Annotated in this window: 15 protein-coding genes and 1 riboswitch; of the genes, 7 read left to right on the plus strand and 8 right to left on the minus strand. The window is 60.1% G+C overall.

What is annotated here, in order from left to right:
- Positions 1 to 88: 88 nt before the first annotated feature.
- From JAO77_RS19985 to JAO77_RS20005, 5 genes are all read right to left on the minus strand, one after another.
- Positions 89 to 1,057: a transketolase family protein gene (locus JAO77_RS19985; protein WP_235998530.1), complete on the minus strand. Its 969-nt coding sequence runs from the start codon at positions 1,055 to 1,057 to the stop codon at positions 89 to 91.
- 109 nt (positions 1,058 to 1,166) lie between these two features.
- Positions 1,167 to 2,024 (minus strand): transketolase, encoded by an 858-nt coding sequence (locus JAO77_RS19990; protein ID WP_198992213.1) that lies wholly within the window; start codon positions 2,022 to 2,024, stop codon positions 1,167 to 1,169.
- Positions 2,025 to 2,154: 130 nt separating this feature from the next.
- Positions 2,155 to 2,949 carry a cytidylyltransferase domain-containing protein gene (locus JAO77_RS19995; RefSeq protein ID WP_198992214.1) on the minus strand — a complete coding sequence of 265 codons (795 nt, stop codon included), beginning with the start codon at positions 2,947 to 2,949 and terminating at the stop codon, positions 2,155 to 2,157.
- A 66-nt stretch (positions 2,950 to 3,015) separates the two neighbouring features.
- Positions 3,016 to 4,077 carry a CDP-glycerol glycerophosphotransferase family protein gene (locus tag JAO77_RS20000; RefSeq protein ID WP_370550281.1) on the minus strand — a complete coding sequence of 354 codons (1,062 nt, stop codon included), beginning with the start codon at positions 4,075 to 4,077 and terminating at the stop codon, positions 3,016 to 3,018.
- A gap of 93 nt (positions 4,078 to 4,170) precedes the next feature.
- Positions 4,171 to 4,638, minus strand: a complete 468-nt coding sequence (locus JAO77_RS20005; protein ID WP_198992215.1) for a hypothetical protein — start codon at positions 4,636 to 4,638, stop codon at positions 4,171 to 4,173.
- Positions 4,639 to 4,764: 126 nt separating this feature from the next.
- Positions 4,765 to 4,858, plus strand: a riboswitch (SAM riboswitch).
- Between the two features lie 297 nt (positions 4,859 to 5,155).
- Here JAO77_RS20005 and JAO77_RS20010 point away from each other — a divergent pair.
- The 7 genes from JAO77_RS20010 to JAO77_RS20040 all read left to right on the plus strand — a co-directional run bounded on the left by JAO77_RS20010 (position 5,156) and on the right by JAO77_RS20040 (position 16,725).
- Positions 5,156 to 5,917: a phosphoadenylyl-sulfate reductase gene (locus JAO77_RS20010; RefSeq protein WP_198992216.1), complete on the plus strand. Its 762-nt coding sequence runs from the start codon at positions 5,156 to 5,158 to the stop codon at positions 5,915 to 5,917.
- 61 nt (positions 5,918 to 5,978) lie between these two features.
- Entirely contained in the window at positions 5,979 to 6,875 is an 897-nt protein-coding gene (gene cysD, locus JAO77_RS20015) for a sulfate adenylyltransferase subunit CysD (protein WP_144847856.1), read from the plus strand.
- Positions 6,876 to 6,973: 98 nt separating this feature from the next.
- Positions 6,974 to 8,269, plus strand: a complete 1,296-nt coding sequence (locus JAO77_RS20020; protein WP_198992217.1) for a sulfate adenylyltransferase subunit 1 — start codon at positions 6,974 to 6,976, stop codon at positions 8,267 to 8,269.
- 85 nt (positions 8,270 to 8,354) lie between these two features.
- Positions 8,355 to 10,160 (plus strand): assimilatory sulfite reductase (NADPH) flavoprotein subunit, encoded by a 1,806-nt coding sequence (locus tag JAO77_RS20025; RefSeq protein ID WP_198992218.1) that lies wholly within the window; start codon positions 8,355 to 8,357, stop codon positions 10,158 to 10,160.
- Between the two features lie 355 nt (positions 10,161 to 10,515).
- A complete protein-coding gene (locus tag JAO77_RS20030; RefSeq protein WP_198992219.1) occupies positions 10,516 to 13,419 on the plus strand; it encodes a TonB-dependent receptor in 2,904 nt (967 codons plus the stop codon).
- Between the two features lie 166 nt (positions 13,420 to 13,585).
- Entirely contained in the window at positions 13,586 to 15,292 is a 1,707-nt protein-coding gene (locus JAO77_RS20035) for an NADPH-dependent assimilatory sulfite reductase hemoprotein subunit (RefSeq protein WP_198992220.1), read from the plus strand.
- A 167-nt stretch (positions 15,293 to 15,459) separates the two neighbouring features.
- Positions 15,460 to 16,725, plus strand: a complete 1,266-nt coding sequence (locus tag JAO77_RS20040; protein ID WP_198992221.1) for a TSUP family transporter — start codon at positions 15,460 to 15,462, stop codon at positions 16,723 to 16,725.
- Between the two features lie 19 nt (positions 16,726 to 16,744).
- On the opposite strand, the gene JAO77_RS20045 is transcribed toward JAO77_RS20040, so the two are convergent.
- Genes JAO77_RS20045 through xrtX form a run of 3 tightly spaced genes read right to left on the minus strand, consistent with a single transcriptional unit; the run spans position 16,745 to position 18,935 of the window.
- Complete coding sequence (locus tag JAO77_RS20045; RefSeq protein WP_198992222.1) at positions 16,745 to 17,833, minus strand: fibronectin type III domain-containing protein; 1,089 nt, start codon at positions 17,831 to 17,833, stop codon at positions 16,745 to 16,747.
- Positions 17,834 to 17,851: 18 nt separating this feature from the next.
- Complete coding sequence (locus JAO77_RS20050; protein ID WP_198992223.1) at positions 17,852 to 18,382, minus strand: XrtX-associated membrane protein; 531 nt, start codon at positions 18,380 to 18,382, stop codon at positions 17,852 to 17,854.
- Positions 18,369 to 18,935 carry an exosortase X gene (gene xrtX, locus JAO77_RS20055; protein ID WP_235998531.1) on the minus strand — a complete coding sequence of 189 codons (567 nt, stop codon included), beginning with the start codon at positions 18,933 to 18,935 and terminating at the stop codon, positions 18,369 to 18,371. The genes JAO77_RS20050 and xrtX overlap by 14 nt, the downstream gene beginning before the upstream one ends.
- Positions 18,936 to 18,977: the final 42 nt, after the last annotated feature.

The following is an 18,977-nucleotide window of genomic DNA, read 5'->3' on the forward strand; positions in this document are numbered from 1 at the left end:
GCTTGCGAAGCATCTTATCAGGTTAGAACTACTAATTCTAGCGTGAGAAGATGATTTGCAAGCTCAGCATGACAGACGGAGGGAGATACTACTCGGCAAACTGGTTTTCGATTACCTCGGTCCGCTCATTAAAGGCGTTCGCCTTATCGCCCAGCTTCTCGCCAATGCGGCGGGCAATGTGCTGGCCCGTGAAGCCTTCGTATTCGAGCACTTCGCTGAGGCGGCCGGGCTTGTACCACTTTTCCTTGAGGGCCAGCGGCAGCACTTTGGCAGTCAGCTCGTTTTCGAGCAGCAGCTCGGCTACGATGGAGTAGAGGCCACCCATCTGGAAGTGGTCTTCTAGGGTCACGACGAGGCCACCGGTTTTCACCACGTTCAGCACGGCGGCCGAGTCGAGCGGCTTGAGGCTGCGCAGGTTCACGAGGCCCACCGAGTAGCCGGCTTCGGTCAGCAGGTCTTTGGCGATGAGCGCTTGCTCGAACAGCATACCGTAGGTGAGGATGGTCACGTCGTAGCCTTCGCTCACGATTTCAGCTTTGCCGATTTCAAATGGCGCATGCTGGTAAGTGGCCGGGCGGGTATTGACACGCACGTAGGCCGGGCTGGGCGAGGCCCAAATCGCGGGCAGCATGGCCAGCATGTCCTGCTCGTCGGCAGCGGCGAAAACAGTCATGCCAGGGATGCCGCGCATCAGCGAAATATCCTCGATGGCTTGGTGCGTTGGCCCATTGCCATCCGACAAAAAGCCGGGCACAAACGAGCTAATTTTCACCGGTAAGTTGGCAATGCCCACGTCGGTGCGGATAAACTCAAACGCCCGCAGCGTGAGGAAAGTGGCCAGCGCATGCACCACGGGCACGCGGCCGCGCAGGGCCAGGCCGGCCGCCGCGCCTATCATGGTTTGCTCCGTAATGCCCGTGTCGATAAAGCGCTGCCCCAGCGGCCCCGGCAGGTTGCGGATAAGGGCGCGGTTTTCGGCTGTCATCACGATAAGGCGCTCGTCGGCGAGGGCCGTTTCGTGGATAAGCTGTTCGTAGTTCATATAGAGGTATGTCATGCTGAGCTTGCGAAGCATCTTATCACGTTCGCAAGGCTCGGTTACTGACTAATTCTGGCGAAGGCAGCCATGATAAGATGCTTCCTTCGTCAGCATGACAAAATGATAATTAACGGACAGTCAACGTTTCACTGGTGAGCGTGGTGGCTTCCTGGCTGTGCAGCTCTTTGAGCAGCTCGGTTACCTCGTCGCTGCTGAAGTTGCAGAACCAACGGTCGGCCCGGCGCTCGATGCTAGGTAGGCCGCGGCCGCGCACCGTGTCGCAGATGATAACCGAAGGCTTGGTGTCGCTAAAAGGCAGGTCTTGGAAGGCCTCTTCCAGCGCCACGAAGTCATGGCCGTCGATGCGGCGCACCTCAGCGCCAAACGCCTCGAACTTGGGGGCCAGCGGCTCCAGCGGAATCAGCTCCTCGGTGGCAATGTTGGCTTGGAAGTGGTTACGGTCAACCACGAAGGTCAGGTTATTGAGCTTGTGGGCGCTGGCTACTAGCACGGCTTCCCAGCAGGTGCCTTCGTTCAGCTCGCCATCGCCAGTTATCACGATAACCTTCTGGTCTTGGCCGCGCAGGCGGGCATCGAGGGCTACGCCCATCGCCACGCTCGGCAGGTGACCTAGGGAGCCGCTGTGAAACTCCACGCCGGGCACGCTCCGGTTGGGGTGCCAGTAGATGCTATCGCTGGTTTTTAGGTGGTTGTTGAGCCGCTCCTTGGGCATGAAACCCAGCTCGGCAAATACCCCGTAGAGCGCCGGCACGTCGTGGCCCTTGCTTAGGAAGAGGTAGTCGCGCTCGGGGTCTTGCAGGTTGTCGGGCCGCACATTCAGGAAGTCGGCATAGAGGTACACCAGCAAGTCGGCGCAGCTCAAGGAGGCGCCGGTGAAGCAGCCGCCATCGGTGCTGAGGCGCACAATGTGCTCGCGCACGCGCAGGGCGAGTTCTTTTAGCTCGTTTTGTTTTTCAGAAGTCATATCGCCTTTTTCGCGTTTGTCACGCTGAGCTTGCGAAGCATCTTATCACGCTCGCAGCGCTCGGATGGTAACTAGTTTCTGACGAAAGCCGCCGTGATAAGATGCTTCCTTCGTCAGTATGACAGATGGTTTAGAATTGCTTCGTATTGGCTGCGTCCACCGTTTTTAGCTCACCTAGATGATTGCGGTACCAGTTCACGCCGGCTAGGTCGGCATTTAAGGCGTAAATGTCCGGCCTTTGTTTTAATAAAGTCAGGATATCGTCCATCCCGAACCGAGGGTTAGCAGGGTAAAGCGCTTCGTACACAGCCTTTATAAACTCATAATCGGCCGGGTAATCAATGGTGAAGCGGTGCGACATGGAGTAGTCGAACCCCGTTTCCCAGGTCACATTGGCTAGCCGGAAGCGGTCGGGATTTTCCCAGAAAAAGGGCGTGGTATGCTCGCGCTCCAGCGGGCGCTGGGCTTCGCGCCACGCGGTTTCGAGGGCCGCGAAGGTCATTAGCTCCACGTCGTTGCCATCGGGGTAAGTGGCCGGGTGCAGGTTGCTCACAAAGTCATACTGGCCCTTAGTGTCTTTATACACCCCTAGGACCTTGTCGATAATCGCGGGGTCAATGAGCGGGCAGTCACTAGGAATTTTCACCACGGCCTCCGTCTCGCCAAAGTGCAGCGCGGCTTGGTAGTGGCGGTCGAGCAAGTCTAGGGCCGAACCCCGAAACACCTCAATACCGTGCTGCTCGCACAGCGCAGCCAGGGGGTCGTCGCTGGCTTCGTCAGTCGTAATCACGGCCACGCGGCCAGCGCGGCTGGCCTGCTGCACCCGCTCGACTTGCCGCACCAGCAGCGGCTGGCCACACAGGTCGAGGCTTACTTTATCGGGTAGTCGGGAGGAGCCGCGACGAGCCTGAATTAGTGTGAGCATAGACTATAGTATAAAACGTAACATAATTGGCACAAAGCGTAACATCTACCGTTTATGGGTTCCCATCTAGGTGACAGAGACAGCTACAAGCTTAGACTGAGCGTTAGTGGGTTGGTATTGCCGTAAAAATTCGGGGCCGGTGCCCTCAAACTGCCCAAACTGCCGGCAAATGTCGGCGATGCGCTGGGCACTGGTGCCCCCGTTTTGGATGGGCAGCTTACGCTTGAGGTCATCTACATCGAAGTAGGAGTGCACCGGAATACCTAGGGCTAGCCCCACATAGGCTACTGTGCTGTACTGCGTTATGAGCTCTACCGAATTGGCAATCATCTCCTCCGTATTGCCGCTCGTGAAGATGAGCGTGCCGGGTGGCGCGTACTTCTTGACTTCGGCCGTGGCGCGCTCCATGTTTTCGTTGGGGTGAAACTTGAAAATCATGGGCCGGCCGGCTGCGATGCGTGTGGCGTGCTTGATAAACTTCTTGCGGTTGTCGGGCCGGAAGGTTTCACGCATGTCGGTGGTAGCTACGAGTACATAGCCTCGGTGCGGAAACGAATTGTGGCGCAGCTTCTCAATATCGTCGAAATTCGGAATACCCGTCACAATGAGCTTGTCCTTATCAACCCCAATCTTAGCGAAGTGCTCGGCGTAGCCGGGCGAAGCCACACAGTACACGTCGCAGCAGTTGTTCATCCCGTTCAGCGCGGTGCTGATGGTAAGGATGGGGAAGTTAGTAAACTTCTTGACCAGCCGCGCCCATAGGTTCAGCGGGTCAGTCATGCCCTCCTGCACAAACACCGATTTGGTTTTCTGGAGTAGGTTCCAGGGCACGATGATATCGGAGCAGCACACGATGAGGTCGTAGTCGTGGCCAAACACCCGGTTTTCGAAGTCGTTGCGCAGGCCATGGGTGGCTAGGTACTTATCGGCCTTGTCCTTAATGTGACCTTGCACGATGGTCGTTTTCAGCAGGTCGTTGCGAATCAACCAGTTGTAGAAGCCCCGCATCCAGCCATCATAGTAGAGCTGGCTGAAGTACGGCTCGTACTCGTCTTCGAGTAGCTGGGCCACGCCGTGCATCTGCGTGGTCTGGTTGGGCGAGCCAATTAAGTAAAGCGCTTTCTTCACTGAAAATTACGTAAAAGCAACGCAAAAGTACAACGCACCCCGCCCGCACGGGCGGGGTGCTTCGTGTAGGTTAGCCCTAGGTCTATTAGCTTGCTATTGGGTGCGGTATGAGATGTTTCCCTTCAATAGGCCGGCTGTTTTCACGAGCTCTTCCCAGGCTTTGGAGGCGCGGTCGGGGCGGCCCTCGCCGGGGTACACAATGGGCGTGGAGCGCCGGCTCGTCACCTCCGGTGCAAATGCCCCGGTGAGCACAAACTGGCGGCCCTGCACGGCTCCCTCCACTAGCACAGCGCCTACCTCCGATACTGGGCGGGGCTCAGTGCGCACGGTTAGCTGCTCGCGGTTGATGTCCTTAATAGTATAGCCGCGGTTGACGAGGCCCTGCATAAGCGCCGTGAGCGCCACCAGGCCACTATCGCGACGCTGGATGAGGATGGCATTAGCCTTTTTGGGAGGCAGCACAACAGGAGCCTTGGCAGCGGATGTGGGAGCTGCTGGTGCCTGCTGCGCAAAGCCAGCCACCGGCAGTAGTAGCCAACCAAGAAGAAATAGACTTTTCATAGTAACTAAGGTAGCGAAAGAAAGTAAGCTGAAGTATAGAATAGAAGGCGAAAGTTAACCGGCTTGGCAGTTTAAAATCTGGCACCGTACCTTTGCTCCATCAATTCCTCATACTCTGAAGGATTGTTTTTATAAAGAGGCGTGGAGAGACAGGCTCGACGAAACGCCGGCAACCCCTAGCAGTGTGCTAGAACGGTGCCAATTCCTGGTCATATAAAAACAAGTCGCTCGCCGTGCGTCCTACCTCCTACCTCCGCTTGCCCCACGTTCACGCCGTTGCTTCGCTGCAGGCGTGTTGTTGTATGTCGGGCCCGGCCGTCTGTATGGCGGGCGGCGAGGCTGGTTGTTGTGCGTAAACCTTTTCGTTTTTAGCGGGTTTACTACCTCCCCCAGTTGCGGCCGACCCCACCGGCAAGTAGCGCGGCGGCTACTTAGGGCTGCCGCAGCATCCGGCTGGTGTTCCCGCTCTTTCGCTGCCTACGTAGTGTCCGGCAGCCCCTTCTACAGCCTTATCAGTATGGAATTAGCTATTCAGGAGCAGGTCGAGAACCTGCGCCGCTTTGTACCCGAGCACTCGGTGCCCGAAACCTTGGCCCTGCTGGCTGAGCGCTTCCCCGGCAAGGTGTCGTTTTCGACTTCTTTCGGGTTGGAAGACCAGATACTTACGCATTTTATTTTTGAGAACGACTTGCCCATTCGGGTATTTACGCTCGACACGGCCCGCAATTTTCAGGAAACGTATTCGACCTGGAACAAGACGCTGCTACGCTACGGCAAGCCCATTGAAGTAGTCTTCCCACAAACGGCCAGCGTGGAAGCGCTACTGCGCGAGAAAGGACCTAACTCCTTCTACGAGAGCATCGAGAACCGCAAGGAGTGCTGCTACATCCGCAAGGTAGAGCCCCTAGGCCGGGCCCTGGCCGGGCAGCAAGCCTGGATAACGGGCATCCGCGCCGAGCAGTCAGCCAATCGCCAAACCATGGACCCCGCCGAGTGGGACGCCGGCCACAACCTCATAAAAGTGCACCCGCTGCACGATTGGACGTGGGACCAGTGCGTAGCCTTTGCCCAGCAGCACGGCGTACCAGTTAACCCCCTACATGCCAAGGGCTTTGTGAGCATTGGTTGTGCGCCCTGCACCCGCGCCATCAAGCCGGGCGAGGACTTCCGCGCCGGCCGCTGGTGGTGGGAAGAGGCCGCTGCCAAGGAGTGCGGCCTGCACGCTACTACTGGTGAGCACCAAGGTTATGACCCGGTGGTGGAAGCTATAAAAGAATAAAAACTGTCATTGCTGTGTCGCTACTTCCCGCGATGACAACCTTGATTTTCAATCATATCCAATGGATTATTTAGATAGATTAGAAGCCGAAGCCATTCACATTATGCGCGAAGTGGCGGGGCAGTTTGAGCGGCCGGCGCTGCTGTTTTCGGGTGGTAAAGATTCGATTGCCCTCACGCGGCTGGCCGAAAAGGCCTTTCGGCCGGGTAAGTTTCCGTTTCCGCTGGTGCACGTGGACACGGGGCACAACTTCCCCGAAGTGCTGGCTTTCCGCGACAAGCTGGCGGCCGACCTAGGCGAGAAGCTGATTGTGCGTAAGGTGGAAGACACCATTCGGGAGCGCGGCTTGGTGGAGCCGGGCGGCAAGTACCCGAGCCGTAATCCATTACAGACGTATACGTTACTTGATGTAATCGAGGAATTTGAATTTGACGCTTGCATCGGCGGGGCGCGGCGCGACGAGGAGAAGGCTCGCGCTAAGGAGCGCATCTTCTCGGTGCGCGACGACTTTGGACAGTGGGACCCCAAGCGCCAGCGCCCCGAGCTGTGGAACATCTATAACGGCCGCATTCGGAAGGGCGAAAACGTGCGTGTGTTCCCCATCTCGAACTGGACCGAGCTGGACGTGTGGAACTACATCCAGCGCGAAAACATCGCGCTGCCAAATATCTACTTTACCCACGAGCGCGAGTGCGTGGTGCTGCCCAGCGGCCAGCTCCTAGGTCTTAGCGAGCACATTACGATTGATGAAGACGACGAAATCGTGACTCGCAACGTGCGCTTCCGCACCGTGGGCGACTCGACCTGCACCGCCGCCGTGGAAAGCGACGCCGCCACGATTGACGACATCATTCAGGACATTCTAGTAGCCAAGGTGAGCGAGCGCGGCGCTACCCGCCTCGACGACAACTTGTCGGAAACCGGCATGGAAGACCGCAAGCGCAACGGGTATTTTTAATTTATTCAGTACTTGGTGCTCCGCGCATGGTGCTTAGGTCGTTGAGAAAGACGCTCCTAAAAGCCCAAGCACTAGGCACCAAGAACTAAGCACTAAAAATGGACTTACTACGATTTATCACCTGCGGCAGCGTTGACGACGGCAAAAGCACGCTCATTGGCCGCCTGCTCTACGACAGCGACTCGGTATCGCTAGACGTGCTGGCGACTCTTGAAAAGAAGCGCAACGCCACCAACAGCGACTCGGTAGACCTAGCGCTGCTCACCGATGGCCTGAAGGCTGAACGCGAGCAGGGTATTACTATCGACGTGGCGCACAAGTATTTTACGACGCCGCGCCGCAAGTTTATCATCACCGATGCGCCAGGCCACGTGCAGTACACCCGCAACATGGTGACGGGCGCCAGCAATGCCGACCTGGCCATTGTGCTAGTTGATGCGCGGCAGGGCGTGATTGAGCAGACGCGGCGGCATACGTTGCTGGCCTCGCTGCTGGGCATCCGATACTTCGTGCTGGCCGTGAATAAGATGGACCTAGTGGGTAACGACGAGGCCGTTTTCCAAAAGATAAAGACGGACTACGACGCCATTGCCCAGCAATTGCGCCTGCCGCATGTCATTGCCATTCCGCTGAGCGCGCTCAATGGCGACAACGTGGTGCGCCACTCGCCCAGCCTGCCGTGGTACGGCGGCCCCAGCCTGCTGCAACACCTGGAGAGCGTGCCCACTGTGGCCGATGCTAACCCGCACGAGCCGCGCTTTCAGGTGCAGTACGTTATCCGGCCCCAGACCGAGGAGCTTCCCGACTACCGCGGCTACGCCGGGCGCATCCAGAGCGGCGTGTATAAAGTAGGCGACAAGGTGCGGATTCAGCCTTCGGGGCTGGAAACCAGCATCGAGGCCATCGAAGTCAACCAAAAAGAGGTGCCCAGCGCCGAAGCCCCGCAAGCTGTGGTGCTGCGCCTGCGCGACGACATCGACATCAGCCGCGGTGATTCTATTGTGCCGGTGCACACGCACCCGGCCGTGATACGCGAACTAGAAGCCACACTGTGCTGGATGGACGAGCGGCCCCTTAAAGCTGGCCGCAAGCTGCTGGTGCAGCACCATTCGGCGGTAGTGAAGGCGTCGGTAAGTGCCATCCTGCAAAAAACTAACATCGAAACCTTCGAGAGCGTGGGCACCGACGAGGCGAAGCTTAATGACATTGTGCGGGTACGCCTCAAAACGGCCGTGCCGCTGGTGGTCGATGAGTACCGCTCGAACCGCGTAACGGGTGCCTTCATTTTGGTCGATGAGCAGACGGGCAGCACCCTAGCCGCCGGGCTGGTGACAGCTACGGAGGAAGAGTATTTCACGCAAGAAATAGCGGTGGAGCCGGCGTTTTCTATCTAGTGCTTAGGTGCTAGCGCTAGGCACCTAGCACCTAAGCACTAGCGTAATAACTAAGCACGAAGCACTAACAACTAAGCACTAAACTATGCTACCTACCCTCCCCGCTGCCCTCGACGAAGCGGCTTTGCAGCAACTCACGGCGGGCCTCTCGCCGCAGCAGCTAGTATGGCTGAGCGGCTACCTCTACGGCCAGGCCACGAGCGCGAGCGGCGGGGTGGCCGCGGCCCCAACAGCTGCCGCGGCTCCAGCCACCGCAGCGGCTCCAGCCGTTGAGAAGCTGACCATCCTCTACGGCTCGCACACCGGCAACGGCAAGAAAATAGCCCAGCAAACCGCTGATGCGGCCGCCGCCAAGGGCCTGAAAGCCACGGTGCAGGACATGAATGACTACGCTCCGCGCCAGCTGGCGCAAGAGCAAAACCTGCTCGTGATAGTAAGCACGCACGGCGAGGGCGAGCCCCCTATCTCGGCTGAGGAGCTGCACGCTTTCATCAACGGACCTAGGGCACCCAAGCTGCCCAAGCTGCGCTACGCGGTGTTTGCCCTAGGTGATAAAAGTTACCTGCACTACTGCCAAACCGGCAAGGACTTTGACCAGAAGCTAGCCGAGCTGGGTGGCACCCGCCTGCTCAACCGCGTAGATGCCGACGTGGCCTATAAGGCGCCCGCGGCCCAGTGGATAGACGACGTGCTGAACGCGCTGACTGGTACCAACCAGGCCGCCGACGCACCGGCTGCTACCGCTTCGGCAGCCGTGGTGGCCGAAGTGGCCACTGAGTACACTGCCGAAAACCCCTGGCCCGCCAAGGTGCTCGAAAGCATTCAACTCAACGGCCGCGGCTCGGACAAGGAGACGTATCACCTAGAGCTAGACCTGGCCGGCTCGGGCCTGCACTATGCGCCCGGCGATGCCTTGGCCGTGGTGCCTGCCAACCATCTACCGCTGGTGGAGGAAGTGCTACTGGCCGCCCGCCTCAGCGATACCACCGCCGTACAAGTAGCCGGCGAAAGCCTGCCGCTGGCCGCCGCCCTGGCCACCCACCGCGAGCTAACGGTGCTTACCCGCGACGTGCTGGAGCGCTACGCCACCCTAGCCCCGCACGCAGGCTTGCAGGAGCTACTGGCCGACTCTAACCGCTTACAACCCTACCTCTATGGCCGCGATGTGGCCGATTTGCTCACCGAGTTTCCGAGCGAGCAGCTCACCGCACAGGCCCTGGCCGATGTGCTGCGCCCGCTCCCCAGCCGGGCCTACTCCATTGCGAGCAGCCTGCTAGCACACCCCGAGGAGGTACATCTCACGGTGGGTGCCGTGCGCTACGAGGCCTTTGGGCGGCAGAAGCATGGCGTGTGCTCGTCTTTCCTGGCCGACCGCGTGGCGGTGGGCGACACGGCGCGGGTGTACGTGCAGCAAAATGAGTATTTCCGCCTGCCGCAAAATGGCGAAACGGATATCATCATGATTGGCGCGGGCACGGGCATCGCCCCCTTCCGCGCCTTTGTGGAAGAGCGCACCGAACTCGGCGCAGCCGGCCGCAACTGGCTGCTGTTTGGCAACCCGCACTTTACTACCGATTTCCTCTACCAGGCCGAGTGGCTGCAGCATCTCAAGAAAGGTACGCTGAGCCGTCTCGACGTAGCCTTTTCGCGCGACCAAGCCAAGAAAATTTACGTGCAGGACCGCCTGCTCGAAGCCAGCCGCGACGTGTTTGGGTGGCTCGAGAACGGTGCGCACTTCTACGTGTGTGGCGACAAAACCCGCCTAGGTAGCGCCGTGCAAACCGCCCTCATCCAAGTGGTGCAGAAGGAAGCCGGCCTCTCGGCCGATGATGCCGCCGCCTACGTGAAGAACCTGCGCAAGCAGCGCCGCTACCTAGAGGACGTGTATTAACTATCTGTTATGCAAAGTGTAGCGAAGCATCGCATTCGCTTTATTGCTTACGCTAAAGATTACTGCGCCACGCGCGATGCTTCGCTGCGCTCTGCATAACCCTACTACTCACTCTACCCACTTTCCCACCCACTCAACCCAGCTTTTTCGCGGACTCACAGCGTCCGCGCTACTTCAAAACAATCATGAAACCCGCCTTCCTACCGAATCTACTTGCCACTTCCTGCCTCGCCGGAAGCTGTTGTTGTTGAAGCCGCCGCTGGCTCGCCGGGGTACCTAGGGTACCGGGCAGCCATTTGCTGGCTTGGCTTCGAGCCGAGCCTATTCAACTCAAGCAATGCAAGTTATTTTTAGGATGAAGCTTATTTATTCCAAACCCTGGCTCCCGTTGGTGGTAGTGGCCGCTAGTGCCGCGCCGGCGTTTGGCCAAACTGAATTAATTGCCATTAGTGGCGTAGTGCGCGAAAAAGGCAGCCAGGAAGGCCTGCCCGGCGTGAGTGTGAGCGTGAAGGGCGCCAGTGTGGGCACCCAGAGCGATGTCGATGGCAAGTTTGCCTTCAAGGCCAAGCTGCGCTACCCGTTTGTGCTGGTGTTCAATGCTATTGGGCACGATGCGCAGGAGATAGAAATTGCCAGCGCGCAGCAGCCGATTTCGGTGGCGCTGGAAGCCAAAGGCGTGCTGACGAATGAGGTGGTCGTGTCGGCCTCGCGGGTCGAGGAAAGCCGGTTGAAGTCGCCGGTGGCAATTGAAAAGCTTGACATTCGGGCCATTAAGGAAACGCCTGCGCCGAGCTTCTACGACGCGCTCGAAAGCGTAAAGGGCGTGCAGATGCTCACCAGCAGCCTCACCTTTAAAGTACCGAATACCAGGGGCTTTAACATCCCCAACAACTTTCGCTTTATGCAGCTCGTGGATGGTGTGGACATGCAGGCGGCCACCCTAGGGGTGCCGCTGGGCAATGCCATTGGGCCAACCGAGCTCGACATTGCGAGCGTGGAAATCACGCCCGGCGCGGCGTCTGCCCTGTATGGCATGAACGCCATCAACGGCATGGCCAACCTTACTACCAAGAGCCCCTTTACCTACCAGGGCCTCAGCGTGTACCAGAAAGTGGGCGTGAACCACGTGGATGGCCGTGACCGCGACCCGAGTGTGCTCACCGAAACCGCCATTCGCTGGGCGCAGACCCTAGGTACCAACAAGCGCTGGGCCTACAAGGTGAACCTTGACTACTTGCGCGGCACCGACTGGCTGGCTAACACCCAAACCGACCAGAACCCGCAGGGCCTCTCGACCTCGAATCCGGCTTTTCCGGAGCTGGCCGGCCAGTATAACCCAGCCGCCGACTTGTGGAACCGCTACGGCGACGACACCAACTCGTCGCTGTCGATTACCATTCCGTACCAGGGTCGTAACCAAACGTTTACTGTGGCGCGCACGGGCTACTACGAGCGTGATTTGGTGAAGCCCATTGTGCGCAACATAAAGGCCGACGCCACGGTGGCGTATAAGCTGAACGAGAACCTGGAGCTAAGCTACGGCTACCGCTTCGGGCTGATGGACGGCGTGTTTCAGCGCGGCAACAAGATTCAGCTCGACGGCGTGACGGTGCAAAACCACAAGTTGGAGTTGCGCGGCAAAGACTTTACGGTGCGTGCCTACACGCTGCTAGAGAATACCGGCAACTCGTACAACCTCAACCCTCTGGCACTGAACCTGGACCTGCAAAACGGCTCGAATGCCGTGTGGGGCAACAAGTTCTCAACCGCGCTGCAAAGCCAGCTAGCAGCCGGCACCGCCCTAGGGCCAGCCATGCAGGCCGCCCGCGACGCGGCCGATGCCGGCCGCGCCGTGCCCGGCACCGCTGCTTTCGACGCGCTGAAAGCGCAGATTATCAGTACCAACAACTGGGACAGCGGCGTAAACGTGAAGGGGGCGCCTATCCCCGGTGGGGCGGCGCTTTCGCAGCACAGCCGCACCTACCACACCGATGCCGTATGGAACCTCGGCGACCGCGTCAAGTTCCTGGATGTGCTGGTGGGGGCCGATGCCCGCATCTACCAGATTATCCCCGATGGCAACAACTTCGTGGACTTCAGCCTGCCACTGGCCGAGCGCAACCAGCCAGGCGGCAACTTTGTGTACTACAAGAAATTCGGAGCTTTCGCGCAGGGTTCTAAGCTGTTGCTGGATGACAAGTTGAAGCTGACCGCTTCGGTGCGCGTGGACTACAACCCCGAGTTCACAGCTAAGGTGAATCCCCGCCTGGCGGCCGTGTACACGGTGGCTGAGAAGCACAATTTTCGGGCTTCGTACCAGAATGGCTGGCGCTTCCCTTCCCTTTTTGAGGCGCTGTCGTTCGTGAACAACGGCAACGTGCGCCGCGTGGGCGGCCTAGCCCGCGTGAACGAGGGCCTGAACTACCTCCAAAACTCGTACACCCGCACCAGCATCGACCAGTTCAATGCGGCCGTGAACGCCTACGTGGCCGCCAACGCCGGCAGCACTGCCGCCCAGGCCGCCGTGCTTGCCCAAAACCGCAACCTGCTGGTAGTGGCCAACCTGCCCACCGAGCAGCCCGAGCAAATCAACGCCTTCGAGGTAGGCTACCGCAGCGTGCTGTTCGACAACCGCTTGTCTATCGACGCCGATGCGTACTACAATATCTACTCGGGCTTCCTAGGTCAGGTAGAAGTGAGCGTACCCAAAGACGCCAACGGCAACCAAGTAACCGTGGGCACCGATGCGGCCGTGCTCGCCGCCCTGCGCGCCAACCGCGACGCCCGCCAGGACCGCTACCGCGTGTACACCAACTCGCGCCAGAACTACAACAGCTACGGCTCGACCCTGGGGCTGACCTACAATTTCTTCCAGAAATTCACCGTCGGCGGCAACGTCAACTACAACGCCCTATCCAAGAACGACCAGGCCGACGTGTTCGTGACCGGCTTTAACACGCCCAAGTGGGCTGGCAGCGCCTCGTTCGGCAACCGCGAGATTGTGCGCAACCTAGGCTTTAACCTTGTTTATCACTGGCAAACCAGCTTCCTCTGGGAAAGCCCGCTTGCCAATGGTATCGTGCCGGCCTTCAACACCTTAGACGCCCAGGTAAACTTGCGTGTGCCCACGCTGAAAACGACTGTCAAAATCGGCGCGACCGATATTTTTAATCGTCGCTACGTGCAATATGCAGCCGGCCCAACGCTCGGGGGATTATATTATGTGACCTTGACGTTTGACAATACGGTGCTGCACTAGCGTGTAGCCCTATTCCCCGGTCCCTTCCAGAAGAGAGGAAGCCTGACAATCTTTAATCGTCTTGTTTTTTAGTCTTTTATAATTCATTTTTAATAATTTACCTACTCGCGTCAGGCTCCCCCTCTCCCGGAGGGGAGGGGGCCGGGGGGTGGGGTAAATCGTTGTTATGTCTGTCCCTACTAACCATTCCGAAGTCGAGCACGTCAAAATAGCTAGCCGCTACCTGCGCGGCACGCTCGCCGACAGCTTGCGCAACCGCCTCACGGGGGCGCTCAACCCAGACGATACGCACCTCATCAAGTTTCACGGCTCGTACCAGCAAACGGACCGTGACCTCGATGGCGAGCGCAAGCGCCAGAAGCTGGAGCCGCTGTATTCCTTCATGATGCGAGTGCGGGTGCCGGGCGGCGTGTGCTCGGCCCAGCAATGGGCCCGCATGAGCGAGCTCTCGGACCGCTACGGCAACGGCACCCTCAAGCTGACTACCCGCCAGGCCTTTCAGCTACATGGCGTGCTAAAGCGCAACCTGCCGGCCACGGTGCAGGGCTTCGATGAGGTGCTGCTCGACAGCATTGCGGGCTGCGGCGACGTGAACCGCAACGTGATGTGCAACACTAACCCGCACGAGTCGCCGCTGCACGAGCAAATTGTGGGAATTGCCCAGGAAATCAGCCGGCACCTCACGCCACGCACCACTGCCTACCGCGAAATCTGGATTGACGGAGGCGGCGACTTGCAGGAAACCACCGAGGCCGTAGACGACGAGCCGATTTATGGCAAGGTGTACCTGCCGCGCAAGTTTAAAATCGCGCTCTCGCTGCCGCCCCACAACGATACTGACATCTACGCCAACGACATCGGCCTCATCGCCATCGAGCAAGATGGCAAGCTCCTAGGGTTCAACGTGGCCGTGGGCGGCGGCCTGGGTATGACCTTCGGCATGCCCGAAACCTACCCGCGCTTGGCCGACCTCATCGGCTTTGCGGCCGTGGACGATGTAGTAGACGTGTGCGAGAAAATCGTGACCATCCAACGCGATTGGGGCAACCGCGAAAACCGCAAGTTCTCGCGCCTCAAGTACACCCTCGACCGTGTGGGCCTGCCTGCCTTCGTGGCTGAGCTGCACCAGCGCCTAGGCTACGCCCTCGGCGAGGCCAAGCCCTTCCGCTTCACCAGCTCGACCGATGCCTTTGGCTGGGCACCGGGGCTGAATGGGCGCTCGAACCTCACGCTCTTCGTTGAAGGCGGCCGCGTGCTCGACCGGCCAGGCTACGGCCTGAAGTCCGCCTTAGCCGAAATTGCCACCTTCCACTCCGGTGACTTCCGCCTAACCGGCAACCAAAATCTCATCATCGGTAACATCGAGGCCGCGCACCAAGCACGCGTGCAGGAGATTTTGGAGAAGCACGGCGCCGGCCCCAAGGCCGAGCAGCTAACAGCCCTGCGCCGCGACGCGCTGGCCTGCGTGGCCCTCAATACCTGCTCGCAGGCCTTCGCCGAGGCCGAGCGGTATTTGCCCACACTACTCGACAAGCTCGATACGGTCATCCGGGCCCACGGCCTGGCCGAGGACAGCATTTTGATTAGAATGACGGGCTGCCCTAATGGCTGCGCCCGCCCCTACCTCGGCGAAATCGGCTTGGTGGGCCGCTCGCCCGGACGCTACAACCTTTACCTAGGGGCCAGCCACCACGGCGACCGCATGAACAAGCTCTACCGCGAAATGCTCGACGAAGACGGCATACTGCGCGAGCTCACGCCGCTCATCGCCGCCTACGCCACCGGCCGCGAGCCTGGCGAGTCGTTCGGCGATTTCGTGGTGCGCACCGGCTTGGTGAAAGCCACCGTGGCTGGTCTGGATTTCCACGCCTAGGTGAAAATTTGGAACCGCTTGTCCTTGCGAGCGCAGCGAAGCAATCGCATCAAACGAGTTGATAGCGAGCCGTTCGGGTGCTCAATAGGTGCGATTGCTTCGCTACGCTCGCAAGGATAGGCGACTTCGGCCTTAAACCATTCTAAGTATTACATTACCCGCTCTTTATGCCTACCGACCTGCTTACGCCCGCCCCAGCTACGGCTGAAGCTGCTGCCCCCGCAGGCGCGGCCGTGCCCATATTTCTTGACCTCGACCAGCGCCGCGTGCTGCTGGTGGGCGGCGGGGCCGAGGCCCTAACCCAGCTAAGCACCGTGCTGGCCGACCACCCCACAGCGTGCGTAACGGTGGTGGCCCCTACCCTCCTGCCCGACCTGCACACCCTAACGCAGCGCCACCCGCAGGTGCAAGTGTTGCACCGCGCCTTCGAGCCCACCGACCTGGCCGGGCACGACCTGGTGCTGGTAGCTACCCCCGATGCCGAGCTGCACGGCCGCGTGCGAGCCGGCGCTGCCGCCCGCCGCCTGCACGCCGTGGCGGCCCTAGGTCCCGCCGAGGAGGCCGAGGCCACCACCTACTGGCGGCGCGTGGCTACGTGGGCGCTGCTGGCCTTCGCAGGGTTCTTGGTGCTCAATATCCTGTCGTATTACTTCACCTGGCAGCAGGCTTGGGATGTGGCGCGCAGCTCGGGCACGTTCTATACCTTCGTGGCGGTGGGCTTTATCGCCCAAATGATAGACGGCATGCTGGGCATGGGCTACGGCATCGTGTCGGCCATCAGCCTGATGACCTTGGGGCTAAACCCGGCGTCGGTGAGCGCTAGCATTCACACGGCTGAGATGTTTGCCAGCGGCGCCTCGGGCTACAATCACTACCGCTTCGGCAATGTCAATAAGAAGCTGTTCAAAGTGTTGGTACTGCCCGGCGTAGCCGGCTCCGTGGCTGGCGCGCTGCTATTGGCCCGCCTAGGTGAGCAGCACGTGGCCTATCTCAAGCCGGTATTGGCGCTGTACCTGCTCATCCTGGGCATTCGCATTATCAGCAAGGCTATTAAGAAGCAGACGCAGCAGCGCAAGAAGGTGAAGAATGCGGGCTGGCTGGCCAGTGCGGGCGGCTTCCTCGACTCGTTTGGCGGGGGCGGCTGGGGGCCGCTGGTCACGAGCACACTCATCGCCAACGGCCGCACCCCCAACTACGTCATCGGCACGGTGAGTTTGGTTGAGTTCTTCGTGACGTTTGCCAGCGCCCTGACCTTCTTCTCGGTGCTGGGCTTTAAGCACTGGCAAATCGTGCTGGGCCTCATTGTGGGTGGCGTGGCCGCCGCGCCGCTGGCCGCTCGCCTGGCGGGCCGCCTGCCCACCCGCTGGATGTTTATCGGCGTGGGCGCCATGGTCATTTTCTGGAGCTTATGGACCTTGCGCAAGCTGCTATAGCCAGCCGATTGCCAAGCCCTTACAGCCGCACCACCCTTGCTACCTGCCGCCGCGCCCCCTGCTGCACCTGCACAAAGTAGAGGCCAGGCGCCCACTGCCCGGCCTCTGGCAGCGCAACCGTGCTAGTGCCGGCCGGCAAGTCCAGCGCCCGCTGTCCTAGGTTGTGCCCCAGGGCATCGGTGATGCGTAGCCAGGCCGGGCCAGTAGCAGCAGTGCGAACCAGCAGGCGCACTGCCTGGCTGGCGGACCCAGCCGTAGGCACGGCCGTAACGGCTAGGCCTACGGCTGGGTCCGCCAGCAGTACCCGCACCGGCGATAGCACGCTGGTGCCATCGGCATCGACCTGCCGCAGGCGGTAATATACCTGTGCCGCCGCGTAGCGCGCCAAATCGGCGTCCCGGAACTGGTAGGTGTGGTGCGCAGCGCTAGTGCCGGCACCCGCCACCCGGCCTAGGGCGGCAAAAGTGCGGCCATCGAGGCTGCTTTCTATCTGAAAATAGGCGTTTTGATGCTCCGAGGCGGTTGTCCAGCGCAGTAGGCCAGCGGTGCCCTCAAGCTGGGCTGTGAAGGCTGTGAGCGTTACGGGCAAGGGTATTGCCGATTCGAATACTAGCGAAAACCGAGTGCTGGTAGTGTAGGCACCCCCCGTATTATTCGCATCCAGCGAAAACGCGTACTCGGCGCCGGGGGCTAACAGCTGGCGCCTTTGCTGCTCGGCGTCAACTAGATAGATGGCGGCAAACCCAAAATTCTCCAACTGGCCCACCAGTAGCGTGTAGGGGCCGTATCGCGGCACGCCGATAAACAAGCTCACGGCCTGCGAGGCAGTGACGGCCGAATAAGGAAGTCCATTTATTGTCACTCGCCTTCCCTCTTGGGTAAGGCTGGCCAGGGTCAGGCCGTTGCCGCTGGGGGGCACCGCATCGTACTCATCGTCGAAGCCCGTCGTTGCTCCTTCCTGCGCGTAGATATTGGCCTGGGCGGGCACCTGGGTGTCGGTGCCCTGCAAATCGAGGCGCAGCAGTGGCGTTTGCGCCTGGGCTGCCAACGCCAGCAGGGTTAGCAGCAACACCACCCACAGCCGGGCACCCCCTCGGATATGTTGCATAGTCTTCAACCCTTCTTGCTACCTAGGTGCCCGCAGGCCCGGCCAGCGCAGCAGCGGCACCAGCACCATCACGGGCAGCAGTGATAAAAGCCCGTGCAACAAGCGGCTGGCCAGGTCGGTGAGCAGTGGCAGTCCAGCCGCGTGGCCCGCTAGCAACAGAGCCGCGCTCACCAGCCCAATGCCCCCATACAGCCGCAGTCCCCACCGCCAGCCCTCACCTGCTGGCAGTAGCGCCACCAGCAAGCCTAGGCTCAGGGCTACGTAGCTACCAGCAAATAGCAAGGCCGAAACCGCTTTGTGGGGCCGCTCCATGAGGGCGCCTAGGTTGCTACCAGCTACTTTATCTAGGTGCGTGGTGGCGGGTAGCACTTGGTTAACCCACTGCCAAGCGGTGTCAAGCCATGTGTAAATGGTTTCCTCGTAGAAGCGGCAACTCAGCAACATGGCTAGCAGCAGGGCGCTCACTACTAGGCGCGGCGCCGACAGCCCACCTAGGGGGTGAGCAAGCCGGGGCCCTGGGGCCGGTGGCGGGCTGCTAAGCTGCTGCATACGCATCGGCTGGCAGGCGGCTGGTGGCAGCGCCGCGCGTAGCCCACCACATCCACAAGCCGAAGATGCCCGCGTAGACTATCGCCGTGAACGTGTAGTGGTGGTTGAAATCAACTGATTGGTAGTCGTAGTAATTATTGAAGCTCAGAGCTATAATGCGCAGCACGTTCAAGCTATAAATCAGCAGAATGCCTAGGGGTATAAACCACAGCTTGCGCCGAACCGGCCCTGGAAAGGCGATGATGAACCCGCTAAACAAGGCATAGAGCACCAGCCCATTGCACGGGTGCCAAATAAACACCACCGGCTGCCCGGCCAAGCTAATAAGCGGCTGCGCCCCACCCGATACCGTGGCGTCGTAGCCCAGCAGCCGCAGCCCGGCCACGCCCACGGCAGCTAGGTTGTGAGTAAGGGCCGCATCGAGGCGCCCGTCGGCCGCCAGGTAGTGCTCGTAGCCCAAAAACCAGAGCAGATAGAGCCCGCTGGCCAGCACCGCAAAGCGGAGCAGGGGCGAAGTAGCTCGAGACGGGGTAGGCAGTAGAGGAGTTGACATACGCAAAAAGGCCGCGGCAGCCAGGGCTACAGCCAGCTGAGC

This window comes from Hymenobacter sp. BT559, from assembly GCF_016427535.1.
GTDB lineage: Bacteria > Bacteroidota > Bacteroidia > Cytophagales > Hymenobacteraceae > Hymenobacter.

Coding starts and splice junctions, on each gene's coding strand:
- JAO77_RS20020 (WP_198992217.1), top strand. CDS start 6,974: ATGGACTTACTACGATTTATCACCTGCGGCAGCGTTGACGACGGCAAA.
- JAO77_RS20045 (WP_198992222.1), bottom strand. CDS start 17,833: ATGCAACATATCCGAGGGGGTGCCCGGCTGTGGGTGGTGTTGCTGCTA.
- JAO77_RS20040 (WP_198992221.1), top strand. CDS start 15,460: ATGCCTACCGACCTGCTTACGCCCGCCCCAGCTACGGCTGAAGCTGCT.
- JAO77_RS19985 (WP_235998530.1), bottom strand. CDS start 1,057: ATGACATACCTCTATATGAACTACGAACAGCTTATCCACGAAACGGCC.
- JAO77_RS20030 (WP_198992219.1), top strand. CDS start 10,516: ATGAAGCTTATTTATTCCAAACCCTGGCTCCCGTTGGTGGTAGTGGCC.
- xrtX (WP_235998531.1), bottom strand. CDS start 18,935: ATGTCAACTCCTCTACTGCCTACCCCGTCTCGAGCTACTTCGCCCCTG.
- JAO77_RS20005 (WP_198992215.1), bottom strand. CDS start 4,638: ATGAAAAGTCTATTTCTTCTTGGTTGGCTACTACTGCCGGTGGCTGGC.
- JAO77_RS20010 (WP_198992216.1), top strand. CDS start 5,156: ATGGAATTAGCTATTCAGGAGCAGGTCGAGAACCTGCGCCGCTTTGTA.
- JAO77_RS20025 (WP_198992218.1), top strand. CDS start 8,355: ATGCTACCTACCCTCCCCGCTGCCCTCGACGAAGCGGCTTTGCAGCAA.
- JAO77_RS20035 (WP_198992220.1), top strand. CDS start 13,586: ATGTCTGTCCCTACTAACCATTCCGAAGTCGAGCACGTCAAAATAGCT.
- cysD (WP_144847856.1), top strand. CDS start 5,979: ATGGATTATTTAGATAGATTAGAAGCCGAAGCCATTCACATTATGCGC.
- JAO77_RS19990 (WP_198992213.1), bottom strand. CDS start 2,024: ATGACTTCTGAAAAACAAAACGAGCTAAAAGAACTCGCCCTGCGCGTG.
- JAO77_RS20050 (WP_198992223.1), bottom strand. CDS start 18,382: ATGCAGCAGCTTAGCAGCCCGCCACCGGCCCCAGGGCCCCGGCTTGCT.
- JAO77_RS19995 (WP_198992214.1), bottom strand. CDS start 2,949: ATGCTCACACTAATTCAGGCTCGTCGCGGCTCCTCCCGACTACCCGAT.